The sequence below is a fragment of the Bradyrhizobium sp. Bra78 genome, assembly GCF_024519855.1.
Lineage (GTDB): Bacteria > Pseudomonadota > Alphaproteobacteria > Rhizobiales > Xanthobacteraceae > Bradyrhizobium > Bradyrhizobium japonicum_G.
The window spans coordinates 94,424-111,583 of sequence record NZ_JALJRE010000013.1 but is presented as its reverse complement, the minus strand read 5'-3'; the positions used below and the strand labels follow the sequence as shown (position 1 = coordinate 111,583).

Genomic DNA, 17,160 nt, shown 5'->3' with positions numbered 1-17,160 from the left:
CCTTGCGACTGCGCGAAACGCAATTCGCCTGGCGTGACCCACCTTACGCACCTGCTACTCGAGCCAACGCTCAATCCGGCCATAGCCGATGATCTTTGGGCCTTCGCGCAGAGTGAACATGACGCCTGGCCTGAGTTTGTCGTACATCGGGTTTGGAAAATACATTAAAGCGAGAAGAACCTTCATCTCCTTGCCGATGGCGGGGAGGTGAGGGCCGTCACTGAACGCGACGCCGATGTATTCTTCCGTGCTAACGCCCCGATTGTCGACCGCCGCATGGCGAATGCTGGGGTCGCCAACGACGATATGAGGGCGATAGCGATTGTTTGAGAACGCGCCGGCAGGGAAGGAGGTCGTTCGACCGCCTTCCTCTGGGCTCAGCAAAGTGACGTCACACTCGATCAATGGCACCGTTCGGTGAGTTGGGCCCGGATCGACAGTCATCACGTTTTCTACCACCCCTCCAGCACGATCTTGCCGCGCGACTTGCCGCTCTCGAGCAGCGCATGTGCGCGCTTGAGGTTGGTCGCGTTGATCGTGCCGAAGGTCTGGTCGAGCGTGGTGCGCAGCACGCCCTTGTCGATGAGGTCGGCGACGTCATTGAGCAAATGATGCTGCGCGATCATGTCGGGCGTCTGGAACGAGGAGCGCGTGAACATCGATTCCCAATGCACCGAGATCGCCTTGCCCTTGAACGTGCTCATGGTGAATTCCGGGGGATCGTCGATCAGGCCGAACCGGCCCTGCGGCGCCATGAACTCCGCGATCGCCTTGTAGTGCTGTTCGGTGAAGGTGAGGCTTGCCACCAGCGCGACCGGCGGCAGCTTGAGCTTCTCGATCTGCTCCTTCATCGGCTTGCCATGGTCGATCACCGCATGGGCGCCGAGGTCGAGGCACCACTTTTGCGACTCCGGCCGTGTCGCGGTCGCGAGCACCGTGAGGCCAGTGAGGCGGCGGGCGAGCTGGATCAGGATCGAGCCGACACCGCCGGCGCCGCCGGTGATCAATAGCGTGCGCGGATCGACGCTCTTGCCGGGCACGGCGCCGAGCCGGTCGAACAGCAATTCCCAGGCGGTGATGGAGGTGAGGGGGAGGGCGGCGGCCTGCGCAAACGACAGGCTCTTCGGCTTGTTGCCGACGATGCGCTCGTCGACCAGATGGAATTCGGAATTGGTGCCCTGGCGCAGGATCGAGCCGGCGTAAAACACCTCGTCGCCCGGCCTGAACAGCGTCACCTCGGGCCCGACGGCATCGACCACGCCGGCCGCGTCATAGCCCAGAATCTTGGTCTCGCCCTCGGGTGGAGCTGCGCGCTTGCGAACCTTGTAGTCGACCGGATTGGCCGAGATCGCCTTTACGGCGACGCGGATATCGCGGCCCTTGGGCTCGGTCTTTGTGGTCTCGAAATCGAACAGCGCGTCCTGATCCTCGATCGGAAGCGATTTCTTGTAGCCGACGGCCTTCATGGCTTGTCTCCATCAGATGGCGCAGAGCTTGTGAGGTGTGCGCCTGGCTTGCTAACTGTCGCTCTGGCTCCGATTTGGCAAGTACTGTAAATTCGGGGATATAGTCCCTGTTTGGATACTATAGGGAAACACGCATGAAACGGCGGGATTTTGCCCGGCGTCCCGGCTGCTCGGTCGAGGCGACGCTGGATCTGATCGACGGCAAGTGGAAGGGCGTGATCCTCTACCACCTCCAGGACGGCACCCAGCGCTTCGGCGAACTGCGCCGCCGGATGCCGGGCATCACCCAGCGCATGCTGACCAAGCAGCTTCGCGCGCTGGAGGAGGACAAGCTCGTCATTCGCAAGGTCTATGCCGAGGTGCCGCCGCGCGTTGAGTATTGCCTCTCCGAGCTCGGTGAGAGCCTGCGACCGGTGATCGACATATTGAAGGCGTGGGGCGAGAGCCATCAGCAGCGGCTGTCCTGCGCGCCGCCGCCGGTGGTCGTGAAGAAGCCGAAGCGCGCCGCATAGGTATCCGGGAGCGGACCGTGCCGCTCCCGGAAGATCTCGCTTCAGAACGCGAACTGCGTGCGCATCGCGACCGCGTCGAACTTCGAGCCGACATCGGCGGTCGAGACCGGCGAGGCCTGCCGCGACACCGTGCCGTGCAGATAGTCGAGCATGAAGCGGACGTTGCCGTTGACGTACCAGTTCAGCGCCGCCGTGTAGACGGTCTGCCGGCCGCCGGCGATGCCGGTCGCCGTTCCCAACTGGTTGTTGAGGTCGATCGTCGAGAAGCGTCCCGCGATTTCCCAGGCGCCCCAGCCGCCGCCGTCGAGCGAGAACGGATGTGCCGGCTTGACGCCGTTGTAGGCCGCGTTGGCCGCGTTGTAGCTCCGGCCTTCGCCGGTCAGCACGTAGCCGGCCTGCGCGTAACCGCCCTGGAATTTCAGGCTCGGCGCACCGACCAGCGGCACGCCGGTGTGGGCTGTTCGGTCCACATTGTACCAGAAATACTCGCCTTGAACGATGAAGGGACCATAGGTCGCTGCTGCCTCGACGCTATAGACCTGCGCGCCCGAGGCATTGGCGATGGCGCCGGTCGAGATCAGCGTGGTCGGATCGAGACGCAATTCCGGACGATCGCTCAGCGTGACCGTCTGGGTGTTGGCGATCAGATTGCGCGGCGGCTGAATCAGCCATTGCGCATCGGCGCCGATATGCACCGAGTAGTCCTTGCCGCTGACCGGGTTGCCGGCAATACGCGCCACCGCGCCGTATTGCTCGCTCGTGCCCGCCGGAGCCGCGCTCGAGGCGGAGTGAATCGCACCTGTCGAGGGCCCCGTGACATAGCCGCCGATCCACAGCTGGTCGTTGAACCAGCGCGTGCCGACCGCCGAGCGGAAGTCGCCGGCGGCGATGTTGGTCGCGATGACGCCGGGCGAGGCGCGCTCCATGAACATGATGTCGTTGGAGCTCGTGGCCTCGTCCATGGTGTATGGCAAGTCCATGACGCCGGCCTCGATCGCCATCCGTCCACCGAACGGCTTCAGGCCGGTGTAGCTGAGATAGGCGTTCTCGACGCCGGAGACGCCGCCGCCGGGCAGCGAGCCAGGCGCTGCGCCGCCGAATCCGTCGGAAGTGCCCCCGAAGTCGTAGACCAGTGCGAAGTTCCAGTCGTTGAAGAACTTGCCGGTAAGTCCGATGCGCGCGCGGCGGACGTTCTCGCCACTGTCGAGCTTTTGCGGAACGGTCGCCGCCGTGTTGGGACGATAGTCGTAGCCGCCGACATCCCAGTGCACGCGGCTGGTGATCGCGACGCAGTTCGCCTGGTCGGCGGTGCAGATAGTCGGACGGTTGTTCGGCATCGTCACGCCGACGCCCGAGGCTGGCGCCGGTCCCTTGAGCGAGATCGCCGCGTTGGCATTGGCGACGACGGCCTTCGCTTCGGATCGAGCTTCGGCTTTTGCCTCCGCCTTCGCTTCAACCCTGGCCTTCGCCGTGGCCGCGGTGTTCGCGGCGGTCTGGCTCTGGAGCTTGTCGAGCTTCTGCTCCAGCATCTTCAACTGCTGCTTCAGAAGCGCGATCTCCTGATCGCTGCTGCTTGTCGATTGGGCGTGGGCCTGCGAGGCCGCCAGCGCGCCGGCGAGACCAATCGCCGTGGCTGCAATTCTTGTCCTGCTCACGTCATGACTCCATCATTTGATGAACTTCCCCAAGTCACTGGCGGAGAGCCTAGGATCGATCGATGACTGCCCCGCGACGGCGCGGCCCGGTTGCGCGGTTCCCAATGATGCAAATTCGCTGCAACCGAATCCACCGTCGGCCAGAATGCAAGATGACGCGCATCATGCCAATCCGGCGCCCAGGCGAATTGCCATTTCGCACGCCGGGCTTGCATTTGGGCGACACCGGAAGGGACTGAATATTGCCGTCCGGCGCCCTTCTATTGGGGGGCGAACGCGCCTATATTCCGGCGTCTTTTCCGAGAGGTAGGAATGTTTCGTTCGATCCGCGCCGCCGTCATCACCGCATTGTGCATAGCTTTTTCGGCCAGCTTCGATCCGGCCGCGGCGCAGGACCGCCGGGTCCCGTCATCGCCGGCCGAACTGCGGCTGTCCTATGCGCCGATCGTACAGCGGGTGCAGCCGGCGGTCGTCAACGTCTATGCCGCCAAGATGGTGCAGAACCGCAATCCGCTGCTCGACGACCCGATCTTCCGCCGCTTCTTCGGCGTGCCGGGCCAGCAGCCCGAGCAGATGCAGCGCTCGCTCGGCTCCGGCGTCATCGTCGATGCCTCGGGCCTCGTCGTCACCAATGTCCATGTCATCGAAGGCGCCGATCAGGTGAAAGTGTCGCTTTCGGACAAGCGCGAGTTCGAGGCCGAGATCCTGCTGAAGGACACGCGCACCGATCTCGCAGTGCTGCGCCTGAAGGACACCAAGGAGAAATTCCCGACCCTCGACTTCACCAATTCCGACGAGTTGCTGGTCGGTGACGTCGTGCTCGCGATCGGCAATCCCTTCGGCGTCGGCCAGACCGTGACCCACGGCATCATCTCGGCGCTGGCACGCACGCAGGTCGGCATCACCGACTACCAGTTCTTCATCCAGACGGATGCGGCGATCAATCCCGGCAATTCCGGTGGCGCGCTGGTGGACATGAGCGGCAAGCTCGCCGGCATCAACACCGCGATCTATTCGCGTTCCGGCGGCTCGCAAGGCATCGGCTTCGCGATCCCCGCCAATATGGTGCGCGTCGTCGTCGCCTCCGCCAGGAGCGGCGGCAAGGCGGTGAAGCGGCCCTGGTTAGGGGCGAAATTGCAGGCGGTGACGCCCGAGATCGCCGAGAGCCTCGGCCTGCGCTCGCCGACCGGTGCGCTGGTCGCCAGCGTGGTGTCGAACGGCCCGGCGGCGAAGGCCGGCTTGAAATCCTCCGATCTCATCACCGGCATCGACGGCCAGACCGTGGATGACCCCAACGCTTTCGACTATCGCTTCGCAACGCGCCCGCTCGGCGGCACGGCGCAGATCGACGTGCAGCGGGCCGGCAAGCCGGTCAAGCTGACGGTCGCGCTGGAGACGGCGCCCGACGTCGGTCGCAACGAACTCGTCGTCACCGCGCGCTCGCCGTTCCAGGGCGCGAAGGTCTCGACCATCACGCCGGCGCTTGCTGACGAACTGCATCTGGACGCCGACACCGAAGGCGTCGTGATCACCGATCTCGGCAGCGACAGCGCGGCTGCAAATGTCGGCTTCCAGAAGGGCGACATCATCCTGGCCGTCAACAACCAGAAGATCGGCAAGAGCGGCGACCTCGAAAAGGCCGCAGGCGAGCGCCCGCGGATCTGGCGCATCACGCTGGTGCGCGGTGGCCAGCAGATCAACGTCACGCTGGGCGGATGAGTCCGAAGCGACCGCAGGAGACGCCAACTCTCTTCGCCGCGGCGGGGCTCGACCACGAGGCTCCGCATCCGCTGCCGGACAGGCTGCGGCCGCGCGCGCTCTCGGAGGTCGTCGGGCAGGATCATATCCTGGGTCCCGACGGCGCGCTGACGCGGATGCTGGAGACGCGCACGCTTGGCTCGCTGGTGTTCTGGGGGCCGCCCGGCACCGGCAAGACCACGGTGGCGCGGCTGCTGGCGGATGCGACGGATCTGCACTTCGAGCAAATATCGGCCGTGTTCTCCGGCGTTGCCGATTTGAAGAAGGCCTTCGAGGCCGCTCGTGCCCGCCGCGAGATGGGCAAGGGCACGCTGCTGTTCGTCGACGAGGTGCATCGTTTCAACCGCGCCCAGCAGGATTCGTTTCTGCCCGTGATGGAAGATGGCACCGTGGTGATGGTAGGGGCCACCACCGAAAACCCGTCCTTCGAGCTCAACGCGGCGCTTCTGTCCCGGGCGCGCGTGCTGGTGTTTCGCTCGCTCGACGCGGCCGCGATCGAAAAGCTGTTTGCGCATGCCGAGGAGGTTGAGGGCCGCAAGCTGCCGCTCGATGCCGAGGCGCGCGCCGTGCTGGTGCGCATGGCCGACGGGGACGGGCGGGCCTCGCTGACGCTGGTCGAGGAAGTCTGGCGCGCCGCGCGCAAGGACGAGATTTTCGATGCCGCGCAGTTGCAGGAGATTTTGCAGCGCCGCGCCCCGATCTACGACAAATCGGCCGACGGTCACTACAACCTGATCTCGGCGCTGCATAAGTCGGTGCGCGGCTCCGATCCCGATGCCGCGCTGTACTATCTGGCGCGCATGCTCGATGCCGGCGAGGACCCGCTGTTCCTGGCCCGCCGCGTCGTGCGCATGGCGGTCGAGGACATCGGCCTTGCCGATCCGCAGGCGCTCGTGATCGCCAATGCCGCCAAGGATGCCTTCGACTTTCTCGGCCATCCCGAAGGCGAGCTCGCCATCGCGCAGGCCGTGGTCTATCTGGCTACCGCGCCGAAATCGAATGCCGTCTACACCGCCTTCGGCGCAGCGATGCAGGTCGCGAAACAGGCCGGCTCGCTGCTGCCGCCCAAGCACATTCTCAATTCCCCGACCAAGCTGATGAAGTCGGAAGGCTACGGCGCGTCCTACGAATACGACCACGACGCCCCCGACGCCTTTTCCGGCCAGGACTACTTTCCGGAGGCCCTCGGCCGCCAGACCTTCTACGACCCCCCGGAGCGCGGTTTTGAGCGCGAAATCCGCAAGCGGCTGGATTACTGGGCCAAGCTGCGGAAGGAACGGGGCGGCGGAGGCTAAATTGCCGTTTCGTCGTGACGAAAGGGCACTTTTGAGCTAGGCAGGCATCATGAGCCGCCGCATCAAGAGAATGAATCCGAAGCCCCGCGAGCGCGATGAGCGCAAGGAGGCGCGCCCCTTCAAGGCGCGCAGCGCCAAGAAGGCCGGGCCGCGTCCCGGGGCCAAGCCGGGTGGCAAGCCGCCGCGCTTTGCGGCCGAGCGTGTCGAGCGGCGCGCACCCAAATCCCTGCCGGAAACGCCCGCGCCGGAAAAGCCCGTCGAGGCGCTGCTGCCGACCAAGGTGCAGACCGTCAAGGTCACGGCGGACGAGAACAACATGCGGGTCGACCGCTTTCTGGAGGCGCGGTTTCCCGGCCTGTCGTTCTCCCACATCCAGCGCGTCGTGCGCAAAGGCGAGCTGCGCGTCGACGGCAAGCGCGTCGACAGCAAGGACCGGCTGGAGGAAGGACAGAGCGTCCGCATACCGCCTCTGAAGCTCGACACGCCGAAGGCGGCGAGCCCGCTGTCCGAGGCCGCGCAAAAGACGCTTGCCGCGCTGAAGGAGATGACGATCTACGAGGACGACGACGTCCTCGTGCTGAACAAGCCGTTCGGGCTTGCGGTGCAGGGCGGCTCTGGCACGACGCGACACATCGATCAGATGCTGGAGGTGATGCGCGACTCCAAAGGGCAGAAGCCGCGGCTTGTGCATCGGATCGACAAGGATACGTCCGGCTGCCTGCTCATCGCGAAGACGCGCTTTGCCGCCTCGCATCTGACCGGTGCATTCCGCTCGCGGTCGGCGCGGAAAACCTATTGGGCGCTGGTGCCGGGCCTGCCGAAGCCGAAGCAGGGCCGCATCTCGACTTTCCTTGCGAAGGAGGAGAGCGAGGACGACACCATCATGCGCATCGCCCAGCATGGCGATGAGGGCGCGAGCCACGCGGTGACGTATTATGCGGTGGTCGAGACCGCCGGCAACAAGCTGACCTGGGTGTCACTGAAGCCGGTGACGGGCCGCACCCACCAGCTCCGCGCCCACATGGAGCATATCGGCCATCCCATCGTGGGCGATCCCAAATATTTCAACATCGAGAACTGGCAGTTGCCGGGCGGCCTGCAAAACCGGCTGCATCTGCTCGCGCGCCGCATCGTCATTCCGCATCCACGCGGCGGCTTCATCGATGCCACCGCGCCGCTGCCGCAGCACATGCAGCAGTCGTGGAATTTGCTCGGGCTCGATGCGAGCCGATTTGATCCGATCGAGAACGCGCCTGAGGAGTAGCTGGTCGAGGTACCACGCGCGTCATTGCGAGGAGCAAAGCGACGAAGCAATCCAGGTTGTTGCCGCGGATGCTTTTCTGGATTGCTTCGCCGCGCTCGCAATGACGGAAGCTCCCTCAATTCCGGAATTGCTCCAGAAACATCCGCAGACTGTCATGCGGGCTCTCGATGTCAGTGATCAGCCAGCCCTCGGGACCGTTGACGAGGATGAAGTTCAGCGTGACCTGCCGGCCGCGATTGTCGAAATTCGCCGCGACATAGGTCTTGTCGTATTGCCTGCGGACGACCGCGATCGCGACCGGACCGAGCTTCCAACTCTGGCTCTGCACCAGGAAATCGTAAGGCTCGACCCGCGGCGCGGACCACATCTTGCGCAGGCTGGGGTCGAAGAATTGCCTGGTGGTGGCAGCGTCGCGGGGCAGCCCTTTGGACAGCTCCGGCACGCCCTGGCCGTAATGGGCGTAGACGTTACGCACCAGCGATTCCGGGGTGCGGAAACCGGCGTCCGCCGCGGCCAGCCAGAGCCCGGCGAGCAGGGCCACAATGCCCGCAAGTTCCTTCATGCCTGCTGCTCGCTTTATCGGCCGCCGGTTCTATCTTAAAAGCCTAGCATTCAGCGGCGGAGACCAGAAATTCAAGATGCGCGAATTGTTTGATGAGGCCGCGGGGCAGTCCCCGCTCGATCCGCAGGAGGCGGTCCGCCAGGCCTCGCGCGTGCCGTTGCGCAAGCGCTTCTACAAGGAGGTGGGGGTGGCTGAGGCCGAGGGCGGTTTCGCCATCACGCTCGACGGCAAGCCGATCCGGACGCCCTCCGGGCGCCAGGTGGTGACCCCCTCGCAAGACCTTGCCGATGCGGTGGCCGCGGAATGGGCGGATCAGAAAGAGACGATCAATCCCATGACCATGCCGCTGACGCGGATTGCCAACAGCGTGGTCGAGGGCGTGGTCGACCGCGTCGAACTCGTGGCCGACGACCTCGCAAGATACTTCCAGTCCGACCTGGTGTTCTATCGCGCCGGTCACCCGGAGGGGCTGGTGGCCCGCGAGGCCGCGCATTGGGATCCCGTACTGTTCTGGGCCGCGGAGACCTTGGGCGCGCATTTCATCCTGTCCGAGGGCGTCATGCATGTGAAGCAGCCCGATGAGGCGGTCCAGGCCGCGCGCGCCGCGCTGCCCGGGGATCCCTGGTCGATCGCGGCGCTCCACGTGGTCACGTCCCTCACAGGCTCGGCCCTGCTGGCGCTGGCGCTGGCCCACGGGGTGCGCGACGCCGACCAGGTCTGGGTGGCTGCCTATGTCGATGAGGACTGGAACGCCGAGAAGTGGGGGGTCGACGAAGAAGCGGCCGCCCGCCGCGCCGCCCGGCTGAGGGATTTCAAGGCTGCGGTCGCGGTCCTGGAGGCGGTAAAGCCGCCCGCGGCCAAAGGTCCTTAACGAGAGGTTTACGACGCCGGCGTTAGGGTGGCCCGTGCTCCGGGACCCCTGAGATGCCGACGCCGATAAGCTCGATCCTTCCCGTCAGTGCTGCCAGCCCCGTGGCTGATGCGGCGACGCCCGATCTCGTTCTTCAGGCCGGCAGCGTCGTCGACGCCAGAGTGGTCAGCGTGCTCGCCGACAATCTGGTGCGGATCGCGATCGCAAATCTTTCGATGGACGTGATGTCGGAGGTGTCGCTGACGCCAGGGCAAAATCTCCAGCTCGCGGTGTCGCAGAACGACGGCACCATCCGGCTCGCCGTCATGAGCGGGGCAGGGGAAGCTGCCGCCGATCAGGTCACGCTGACAGCGCGCGCGGCCTCGCTCGTCGAGAGCCCGCCGCTTGCACCGTCAGCGAGCGCGGCGCGCAGCACCCTGACGCCATTGGAACAGGTCGCCGTCACCGCCGCTTCGGCCGAGGCCGTGACCAAACAGGGCAGCCAGGCACCGCTGTTCGCCAATCTAGCCTCCGTCGTCACCGGCAGCGATCTGCCGGCGGGGCTGAAGCAGGCGGTGCTGGCCGTGCTGGCGCAGCAGACGCCGCTCAACCCTCGGCTCGATGGCGGCGATATCGAATCCGCCTTCCAGAAGTCCGGCCTGTTCCTCGAGGCCTCGCTGGCCGCGGGCACGACACCGTCCTCCGGCACGGTGCCGGACCTGAAGGCCGCACTGCTGGTGCTGCGGCAGACCTTGGCCACGCTGGAAACTGCCGCGCCGCAGGGGGCCACAATTCCTTTGAGCGCCACGGGGACACCGCAGGCCGCCGCCGCGTCGGCTGCTGCAGCAGGTCAGGCCGTGCAGGCCGCATTGCCGTCAACCGAATCCGAGATCGCACAGCCGCCGCAAATGCCGCGCAGCGCCAATTCCGCGGCCGCGGTGCTGGTCGACGTTGCCGGCAATGCCGCGCAGGCCGCGATGCCGCGAACCATGTCCGCCGGCCTTGCCGCGAGCCTTCTGCAGGAGGTCGCGCAAAACCTGCCGCGCCTGACCGGCAATTTGCCCGGCTCGAACAAGGCCGTGCCCGACGGCCACATCTTCGAAGCCGCCGCGCGGCCGACGCCACCGCCGGTTCGCGGCGCGCTGCCGGCACCGCAGGCGATCGCCTCGCCGTCGCTCGCGCCCGATACGCCGCTCGCTGCGACCGTGCATCGCCTGCTCGACGACACCGATGCGGCGATCGCGCGGCAGACCTTGCTGCAGGTCGCCTCGCTTCCTGACCGGACCGACGCCGGCGGCCACCGCATCGATCCGACCGTGCCGCAGTGGAATTTCGAGATTCCCTTCGCAACTCCGCAGGGCACGGCGATGGCGCAGTTCGAGATCTCGCGCGATGGCGGCAATGAAACCGCCGATCCCGCCAAGCGCGCCTGGCGCGCGCGCTTCACGCTCAATGTCGAGCCGGCCGGCCCGGTGCACGCGCTGATTACCCTGAACGGCGACAAGACCTTCGTGCGGATGTGGGCGGAGCGGCCGGCGACCGCGCAGCAGCTTCGCGCCGGCATCGGGGAGCTGAACCTGGCCCTGACGAGGGCCGAGCTCAAACCCGGCGATATCCTGGTGCGCGACGGCACCCCGCCGCAGCCCGCACCGGCCCGCGCCGGCCACTTCCTGGACCGGGCCACATGAGCGATCCGTCCAAGCTTGCGATCGCGCTGCATTACGAGAAGGGCAGCAACGCGCCGGTCGTCGTCGCCAAGGGCAAGGGTACGATCGGTGAAAAGATCGTCGAGATCGCCAAGGCCAACGACATCCCGATCGAGGAGAACGAGATTCTGGCCGGCGCGCTGTCCAAGGTCGAACTCGGCGAGGAGATCCCGCCCGACCTCTACAAGGCGGTCGCCGAAGTGCTGGTGTTCGTGCTGCGGCTGTCGGGCCGCGGGCGGTAGAGCATGATCCGGACTCGAAGGGCAGCGTTAGCGCGAAGTGTGCAGCGGTTTTCCGAACAGATCATGCTCAAGAAATAACCTGTCATCGTTTTACCACGATGGCGGCTGCATGGTCGTGGCCACTTTCATGGTTCACGGACATCTCTCTTGATCACCCGCCGTTCCACCCTCGGCCTCCTCGCCGCAACTGCAATCGTGCCATCGCGTACGTTCGCCCATGTCGCACCGCCGCGCAACGAGATCCGCGACAGCCTGGCAAAACGCTTCACCGACCTTGGCACATCGGGCACCTTCGTCGGCTACAAGGTCGAGGACTATCTGGTCGTCGCCAGCGACAAGGAACGCTCGGGCGAAGCAAAGCTGCCGGCCTCGACCTACAAGATCCCGAACTCGCTGATCGCTATCGAGACCGGCGTGGTTACTGACCCCGACAAGGACGTGTTCCCGTGGGATGGCGTGAAGCGGCCGATCGAAGCGTGGAACAAGGATCACACACTGCGCAGTGCGATTCTCGTGAGCGCGGTGCCGGTCTATCAGGAGATCGCGCGGCGCATTGGTCAGGAGCGCATGCAAAAGTACGTCGATCTGTTCGACTACGGCAATCGCGACATCGGCGGCGGCATCGACCAGTTCTGGCTCACGGGGAATTTGCGCATCGATCCGGTCGAGCAGGTCGATTTCGTCGACCGGCTGCGCCGCCGCGCGCTGCCGATCAGCAAGCGCAGCCAGGATCTCGTCGCCGACATCCTGCCAGTGACCAAGGTCGGCGACAGCGTCATCCGCGCCAAGTCCGGCCTCCTGGGCGCCGAGCGCGGCGAGCCCTCGCTCGGCTGGATGGTGGGCTGGGCCGAGAAGGGCGAGGCCCACACCGTGTTCGCGCTCAACATGGATTGCAAGGAGCCGCGTCTGGTCGGCGAGCGCATGCCGCTGACGCAAGCCTGCCTTGCCGAGATCGGCGCAATCTAGCGCTGCCGCGCCAACGTCGCTCTCCAACGTCATTGCGAGGAGTCACTTGCGACGAAGCAATCCAGAGTCTTTCCTTTGAGGCAGCCTGGATTGCTTCGCTCCGCTCGCAATGACGGAGGATGTCGCGCCAACGCAGGCTCCATGTGCATCCCATGGTGAGCCGCAGTTGGGTGGGCCAAGGTGCGCAGCGCCGTGCCCACCATCTCTCCATATCGTGATCTGCAAATGGTGGGCACGCTTCGCTTTGCCCACTCTACGGCATCGGACCGGGCAGTCTCAGCCCAGCTTGAACAGCGCCTGCAAGAACTCCTCCACGGCTTTGCGCGACTCCGCAGCAGTGGTGGGATTGCCGCCGACATGCGGGTTGAGCTCGACATAGGCGTCCTTGTAGGTGAAGGGCGCTTCGGTAGTGCCGTTCATGAGCACTCGCGCGGCGGCTCGCCTCAGGCGGTGTCCGTCTTCTTCACCGTCAGCGCCTGGTCGATCGCAAAGCCGCCGATTTCGCTCATCGCCTGCGAGATCACGTCGCCCTTGCGGGCAAAGCCGTCGGAGAGGAAATCGAACTGCGTGCGCGCCAGCCGCAGCACCTCGATCGGCACGGAGACCACGGTCTCGTTGAAGGCGTCGACCGAGGCGCGAAGCGTATCCAGCTCGCCCGTGAGCTTGCCGATATGGCTCTCCGCATGCTGCATCAAGCCGAGCAGCTTGCCGCGCTCGGCATCGAACGCCGCGCGCTCGGCCGCTGCAGCCGTGGACAGTTCGGCCAGCTGGGTGCGCAATCCGTCAATTTGCTTGGCCAAGGCATCGGAGGCCATCTCACCGGCCACCCGCAGCTCGGTGTTGCGCGTGTTCTCTTCGTGCTCCCGGTGATAGAGCCGTTCCGCCGACATCGCCCGTTGCGCCAGCGACTCGATCAGTGCGGCCGCGCGCAGCAGCATCTCGCCGTTCCTACCCGACACCATGCTGGCCATGCGCCGCAGGAAGTCGGTGGTTTCGGACGATGAACTCGGCGGCAGCGGGACGACCGTCGCGGACATGAGGTGATGCTTGCAGCCAGAAATGATGACCGCCGCCGTACCGACTGGGCTCACGCAACATTCGGCGCCTGATCGCTGAGCTCCGAGCAAGCCTGAATCGCCCGGCCGGGTCAACCGGGCTGCGCCAGATTTGCGACTGCGTCAGGGGTTCTTCTGCCGGCCGATCCGCCCCAGATGGGTGAAGCCGAACCCGGCCGCATATTTCAGGCCATAGCCCAGGGCCCGGTCGATGCCGATATGGGCGAGCCAGATCAAGGCGATGGACAGAGTGAGCGGCGAGGCGAGGCCGAAGCCGAGCGTCAGGAGCGCGACCGGCGCCATGTAGCTGTGGGCGGCATTGTAGACCAGCGCGCCGAACCGGGCGTCCGAGAGGTAGGCCAGGAAGCTCAGATCGGGGACGAAGAAGAGCAGGGCGAACACCAGCCATGACCCATCCCAGGCCGCATAGAGCATCACCATGCCGGCGAACAGCGTCAGGCCCTCCAGCCGCAGCAGGATGTTGACGCCGCCGGTTGCAGAGCCGGTCTCGGCCACTCGCTCGTCCATCGTCGCCTCCCAGGCAAAACTTTGTAATTCCTTGTGCTTTGGCGCTGCGGCAAGGCAGCCCTGCGACGCCGAAAGCGGCTTCCCGGCCCGCAAAATGCCGTGTTAGAACCCCCGGCAATCGCATTTAGGCTAAGAACTGGCGGGAGCAAATGAAGAATATCCTGGACGCCCTTGAAGACCGTCGTGCCGGCGCAAAGCTCGGCGGCGGGGAGAAGCGCATCGAGGCGCAGCACGCCCGCGGCAAGCTGACCGCGCGCGAGCGCATCGAGCTCTTGCTCGACAAGGGATCGTTCGAGGAGTTCGACATGTTCGTCGAGCACCGCTCCACCGAGTTCGGCATGGAGAAGAACAAGATTCCCGGCGACGGCGTCGTCACCGGCTGGGGCACCGTCAACGGCCGCAAGACCTTCGTGTTCGCGAAGGATTTCACCGTGTTCGGCGGCTCGCTGTCCGAGACCCACGCGCTGAAGATCACCAAGCTTCAGGACATGGCGATGAAGGCGAGGGCGCCCATCATCGGCCTCTATGACGCGGGCGGCGCCCGCATCCAGGAGGGTGTCGCCGCGCTCGCCGGCTATTCCTATGTTTTCCGCCGCAACGTGCTCGCCTCGGGCGTGATCCCGCAGATCTCCGTCATCATGGGCCCCTGCGCCGGCGGCGACGTCTATTCGCCGGCGATGACCGACTTCATCTTCATGGTGAAGAACACCAGCTACATGTTCGTCACCGGCCCCGACGTGGTGAAGACCGTCACCAACGAGGTCGTCACCGCCGAAGAGCTCGGCGGCGCTAGCGTGCACGCCACGCGCTCGTCGATCGCCGACGGCGCCTTCGAGAACGACGTCGAGACGCTTCTGCAAATGCGCCGCCTGATCGACTTCCTGCCGTCGAACAACACCGACGGCGTGCCGGAATGGCCGAGCTTCGACGACATCGGCCGCGTCGACATGTCGCTCGACACGCTGATCCCCGACAATCCGAACAAGCCCTACGACATGAAGGAGCTGATCCTGAAGGTCGTGGACGAGGGCGACTTCTTCGAGATCGCGGATTTGTTTGCCAAGAACATCGTCACCGGCTTCGGCCGCATCGCCGGCCGCACCGTCGGCTTCGTCGCCAACCAGCCGATGGTGCTGGCCGGCGTGCTCGACAGCGACGCCTCGCGCAAGGCTGCGCGCTTCGTGCGCTTCTGCGACGCCTTCAACATCCCGATCGTCACCTTCGTCGACGTGCCGGGCTTTCTGCCGGGTACCGCGCAGGAATATGGCGGCCTGATCAAGCACGGCGCAAAGCTCCTGTTCGCCTACTCGCAATGCACCGTGCCGTTGGTCACCATCATCACCCGCAAGGCCTATGGCGGCGCCTTCGACGTCATGGCCTCCAAGGAAATCGGCGCCGACATGAACTACGCGTGGCCGACCGCCCAGATCGCCGTGATGGGCGCCAAGGGCGCGGTCGAGATCATCTTCCGCTCTGACATCGGCGACCCCGACAAGATCGCGGCAAGAACCAAGGAATACGAAGACCGCTTTCTGTCCCCCTTCATCGCCGCCGAGCGCGGCTACATCGACGACGTCATCATGCCGCACTCGACGCGGAAGCGGATCGCACGCGCGCTGTCGATGCTGAAAGACAAGAAGGTGGAAACGCCGGCGAAGAAGCACGACAATTTGCCGTTGTGAGCAAACTCGATTTAGATGCGTACTTGAAGGAGACCCGAAAGCTCATTCGGAGAGCTTATCGCGGAGAGGCAGCACGCGGGAAAAGCAAAATCTCGCCTGGCGAAGATCTGCGGAAGACGGTTCAGAAATATCGACGAAAGGCTCTGAAGGTCATTCCCTCGGATGTTTTGATCTGGCTTGCGTTCTTGGACGAAGCCATCGCCTTTTGGCTGATTACTTGGGCCTTCTACCGAACAAAGGTGGATGGGCCCTCGGACAAGCGGCAGATATGCTTGATGGCCCTCGCTGGGCGTGTTTTTCAGGACATGATTTGCGTTCGCGGATTGATAGAGGGCGGATTCTTTCTACAGTCCAACGTCGTTACGCGAACACTGATCGAGGCAATTGACGTAATGCATCTGCTGAACAGTCAGCAGGAGCTAGCAACTGAGTTTCAACAAATAACGCAGAATTCTGAGGCATCTAAATTTTGGCATCTCCATTGCTCAAAAGGAAGAATACACAAGCTGGCTAAAGCGCGATGGCTTTGGTTCTTCGATGGCAATGAAGACCCTGCAGTGGCCTTTCACGGATTGCGTGAGGGCTATCTGGATATGATGGGTATGTCGGCGCATCCCAGTTTTGGCCCATCCTTTGCGACCTTTATGGATCGAGAGTCGGATAGCATTGTAGAGAACGCTATGGGTACAATTTCTCCCATGTCGAAATTTACAATCCATCTGATCTTATTGCGGGTTTTTGAGTACGGCCTTCTTTGGTTGGGGCCTGAGGCCGCGCTCTACAAGACCGAGGGTGCACGCAAGAAGACAGATATGGACGAAAATATTACGAAGGGCTTGAGCATGATGCTGTCGATCGTGCAGTCGGTAGATCGTCCAAGACAGGGCGACCCACTCTACCCGGAATTCAAGACGTACTGGCCGCAGCCCGAATAGCTCCACGTGACACATAGAACAGATTGGGAAAAGGACGTCACTTACTTCGGGAGAGCGGCGACGCTGGTTACGCGGCGTTCAAACGCGCTTAAGTGGACTGGAGTCCGATGACCGAAGACAATCCGACCGACGCGATTGCAGACATCGAAGCGCGGATCGAGGCGTTGGCCGAGATCGCCGAGCGGTGCCGCAAGTACATTCTGGCATCCAAGATCGCTATCGGGGGCGGGGCCGCACTGTTGTTGATCACAATCCTCGGACTGTTTGCCTTCGGTCAGACCGCCGCGCTTGGCTCGATCGCTCTGGTGCTCGGCGGCATCGTCTCGCTCGGTTCGAACATCAGCACGCTGCGGCAGACGGATGATGCGATCAGTGCCGCCGAGGCGCGGCGCTCGGCGTTGATCGGCCGGATCGACCTTCGCGTGGTCGCGGATGCGCCGATGAAGCTGGTGTGACGCGGTGCTTGGCGGGCGCGAACGTCACGCCGCGGCCCTGTGCGTCAGGTTATGCAGCTCCTCGCGGCATTCGGCTGCGAACGCTTGGAGTCGTTCCGCGGTTTGCCGGTCGAGGATCGCCTTTGCCAGCCTTTCGGCGCGGGCAAGCTGCTCTCTGAGATATGCGATGCGTGCCATGTGTCACCTTCCGCAGGGGTCATTTGATGGCGGTGAGCCTACGGCCGAAACC

At 64.5% G+C, this 17,160-nt stretch carries 18 protein-coding genes and 1 pseudogene; 11 read left to right on the top strand and 8 right to left on the bottom strand.

The genetic code is table 11. From position 1 onward, the window contains the following. Positions 1-54: 54 nt before the first annotated feature. Both OC450_RS26495 and OC450_RS26490 read right to left on the bottom strand, forming a co-directional pair. Positions 55-444 carry a hypothetical protein gene (locus OC450_RS26495; protein ID WP_262048951.1) on the bottom strand — a complete coding sequence of 130 codons (390 nt, stop codon included), beginning with the start codon at positions 442-444 and terminating at the stop codon, positions 55-57. Between the two features lie 8 nt (positions 445-452). Further along, the gene (locus tag OC450_RS26490; protein ID WP_262048950.1) at positions 453-1,466 is read right to left on the bottom strand and encodes a zinc-binding alcohol dehydrogenase family protein; all 1,014 of its coding nucleotides are present in this window, start codon (positions 1,464-1,466) and stop codon (positions 453-455) included. Between the two features lie 134 nt (positions 1,467-1,600). Here OC450_RS26490 and OC450_RS26485 point away from each other — a divergent pair, with 134 nt between their 5' ends. After that, the gene (locus OC450_RS26485) at positions 1,601-1,978 is read left to right on the top strand and encodes a winged helix-turn-helix transcriptional regulator (protein ID WP_211386639.1); all 378 of its coding nucleotides are present in this window, start codon (positions 1,601-1,603) and stop codon (positions 1,976-1,978) included. Between the two features lie 41 nt (positions 1,979-2,019). On the opposite strand, the gene OC450_RS26480 is transcribed toward OC450_RS26485, so the two are convergent. After that, the gene (locus tag OC450_RS26480; RefSeq protein ID WP_262048949.1) at positions 2,020-3,633 is read right to left on the bottom strand and encodes an OprO/OprP family phosphate-selective porin; all 1,614 of its coding nucleotides are present in this window, start codon (positions 3,631-3,633) and stop codon (positions 2,020-2,022) included. Between the two features lie 312 nt (positions 3,634-3,945). Between OC450_RS26480 and OC450_RS26475 the strand changes: the two genes are divergently transcribed. Genes OC450_RS26475 through OC450_RS26465 form a run of 3 tightly spaced genes read left to right on the top strand, consistent with a single transcriptional unit; the run spans position 3,946 to position 7,950 of the window. Then, a complete protein-coding gene (locus tag OC450_RS26475) occupies positions 3,946-5,352 on the top strand; it encodes a DegQ family serine endoprotease (RefSeq protein ID WP_211386637.1) in 1,407 nt (468 codons plus the stop codon). Further along, on the top strand, positions 5,349-6,686 hold the full coding sequence (locus OC450_RS26470; protein WP_262048948.1) for a replication-associated recombination protein A: 1,338 nt from the start codon (positions 5,349-5,351) through the stop codon (positions 6,684-6,686). Before OC450_RS26475 ends, OC450_RS26470 begins: the two co-directional genes overlap by 4 nt. Positions 6,687-6,735: 49 nt before the next feature. Continuing rightward, complete coding sequence (locus tag OC450_RS26465) at positions 6,736-7,950, top strand: RluA family pseudouridine synthase (RefSeq protein ID WP_256808343.1); 1,215 nt, start codon at positions 6,736-6,738, stop codon at positions 7,948-7,950. A gap of 115 nt (positions 7,951-8,065) precedes the next feature. Here OC450_RS26465 and OC450_RS26460 read toward each other — a convergent pair whose 3' ends face one another. Continuing rightward, positions 8,066-8,512 carry a hypothetical protein gene (locus tag OC450_RS26460; RefSeq protein WP_262048947.1) on the bottom strand — a complete coding sequence of 149 codons (447 nt, stop codon included), beginning with the start codon at positions 8,510-8,512 and terminating at the stop codon, positions 8,066-8,068. A gap of 76 nt (positions 8,513-8,588) precedes the next feature. On the opposite strand from OC450_RS26460, the gene OC450_RS26455 reads away from it, so the two are divergent. The 4 genes from OC450_RS26455 (at position 8,589) to OC450_RS26440 (ending at position 12,276) form a co-directional block, all read left to right on the top strand. Then, complete coding sequence (locus OC450_RS26455; protein ID WP_256808405.1) at positions 8,589-9,383, top strand: ATP12 family chaperone protein; 795 nt, start codon at positions 8,589-8,591, stop codon at positions 9,381-9,383. Positions 9,384-9,436: 53 nt separating this feature from the next. Further along, positions 9,437-11,050, top strand: coding sequence for a flagellar hook-length control protein FliK (locus OC450_RS26450; protein WP_262048946.1), 1,614 nt, complete (start codon positions 9,437-9,439; stop codon positions 11,048-11,050). Then, on the top strand, positions 11,047-11,310 hold the full coding sequence (locus OC450_RS26445; protein WP_028151179.1) for an EscU/YscU/HrcU family type III secretion system export apparatus switch protein: 264 nt from the start codon (positions 11,047-11,049) through the stop codon (positions 11,308-11,310). The genes OC450_RS26450 and OC450_RS26445 overlap by 4 nt, the downstream gene beginning before the upstream one ends. Before the next feature lie 147 nt (positions 11,311-11,457). After that, positions 11,458-12,276 carry a class D beta-lactamase gene (locus OC450_RS26440; RefSeq protein ID WP_211386632.1) on the top strand — a complete coding sequence of 273 codons (819 nt, stop codon included), beginning with the start codon at positions 11,458-11,460 and terminating at the stop codon, positions 12,274-12,276. 276 nt (positions 12,277-12,552) lie between these two features. On the opposite strand, the pseudogene OC450_RS26435 reads toward OC450_RS26440, so the two are convergent. The 3 genes and pseudogenes from OC450_RS26435 to OC450_RS26425 form a co-directional block, all read right to left on the bottom strand. Further along, positions 12,553-12,705 (bottom strand): annotated as a pseudogene (locus OC450_RS26435) (carboxymethylenebutenolidase); the annotation flags it as partial. Between the two features lie 14 nt (positions 12,706-12,719). Further along, positions 12,720-13,313, bottom strand: coding sequence for a hypothetical protein (locus OC450_RS26430; RefSeq protein WP_256808341.1), 594 nt, complete (start codon positions 13,311-13,313; stop codon positions 12,720-12,722). Positions 13,314-13,454: 141 nt separating this feature from the next. Next, positions 13,455-13,859: a DUF4260 domain-containing protein gene (locus OC450_RS26425; protein ID WP_211386630.1), complete on the bottom strand. Its 405-nt coding sequence runs from the start codon at positions 13,857-13,859 to the stop codon at positions 13,455-13,457. Between the two features lie 149 nt (positions 13,860-14,008). Here OC450_RS26425 and OC450_RS26420 point away from each other — a divergent pair, with 149 nt between their 5' ends. The 3 genes from OC450_RS26420 (at position 14,009) to OC450_RS26410 (ending at position 16,931) form a co-directional block, all read left to right on the top strand. After that, positions 14,009-15,541, top strand: a complete 1,533-nt coding sequence (locus tag OC450_RS26420; protein WP_211386629.1) for an acyl-CoA carboxylase subunit beta — start codon at positions 14,009-14,011, stop codon at positions 15,539-15,541. Next, positions 15,538-16,476 (top strand): hypothetical protein, encoded by a 939-nt coding sequence (locus tag OC450_RS26415; protein ID WP_262048945.1) that lies wholly within the window; start codon positions 15,538-15,540, stop codon positions 16,474-16,476. The genes OC450_RS26420 and OC450_RS26415 overlap by 4 nt, the downstream gene beginning before the upstream one ends. Positions 16,477-16,583: 107 nt before the next feature. After that, the gene (locus OC450_RS26410; RefSeq protein ID WP_262048944.1) at positions 16,584-16,931 is read left to right on the top strand and encodes a hypothetical protein; all 348 of its coding nucleotides are present in this window, start codon (positions 16,584-16,586) and stop codon (positions 16,929-16,931) included. A 24-nt stretch (positions 16,932-16,955) separates the two neighbouring features. Here OC450_RS26410 and OC450_RS26405 read toward each other — a convergent pair whose 3' ends face one another. Then, positions 16,956-17,108 carry a hypothetical protein gene (locus OC450_RS26405; protein WP_211386627.1) on the bottom strand — a complete coding sequence of 51 codons (153 nt, stop codon included), beginning with the start codon at positions 17,106-17,108 and terminating at the stop codon, positions 16,956-16,958. Positions 17,109-17,160: the final 52 nt, after the last annotated feature.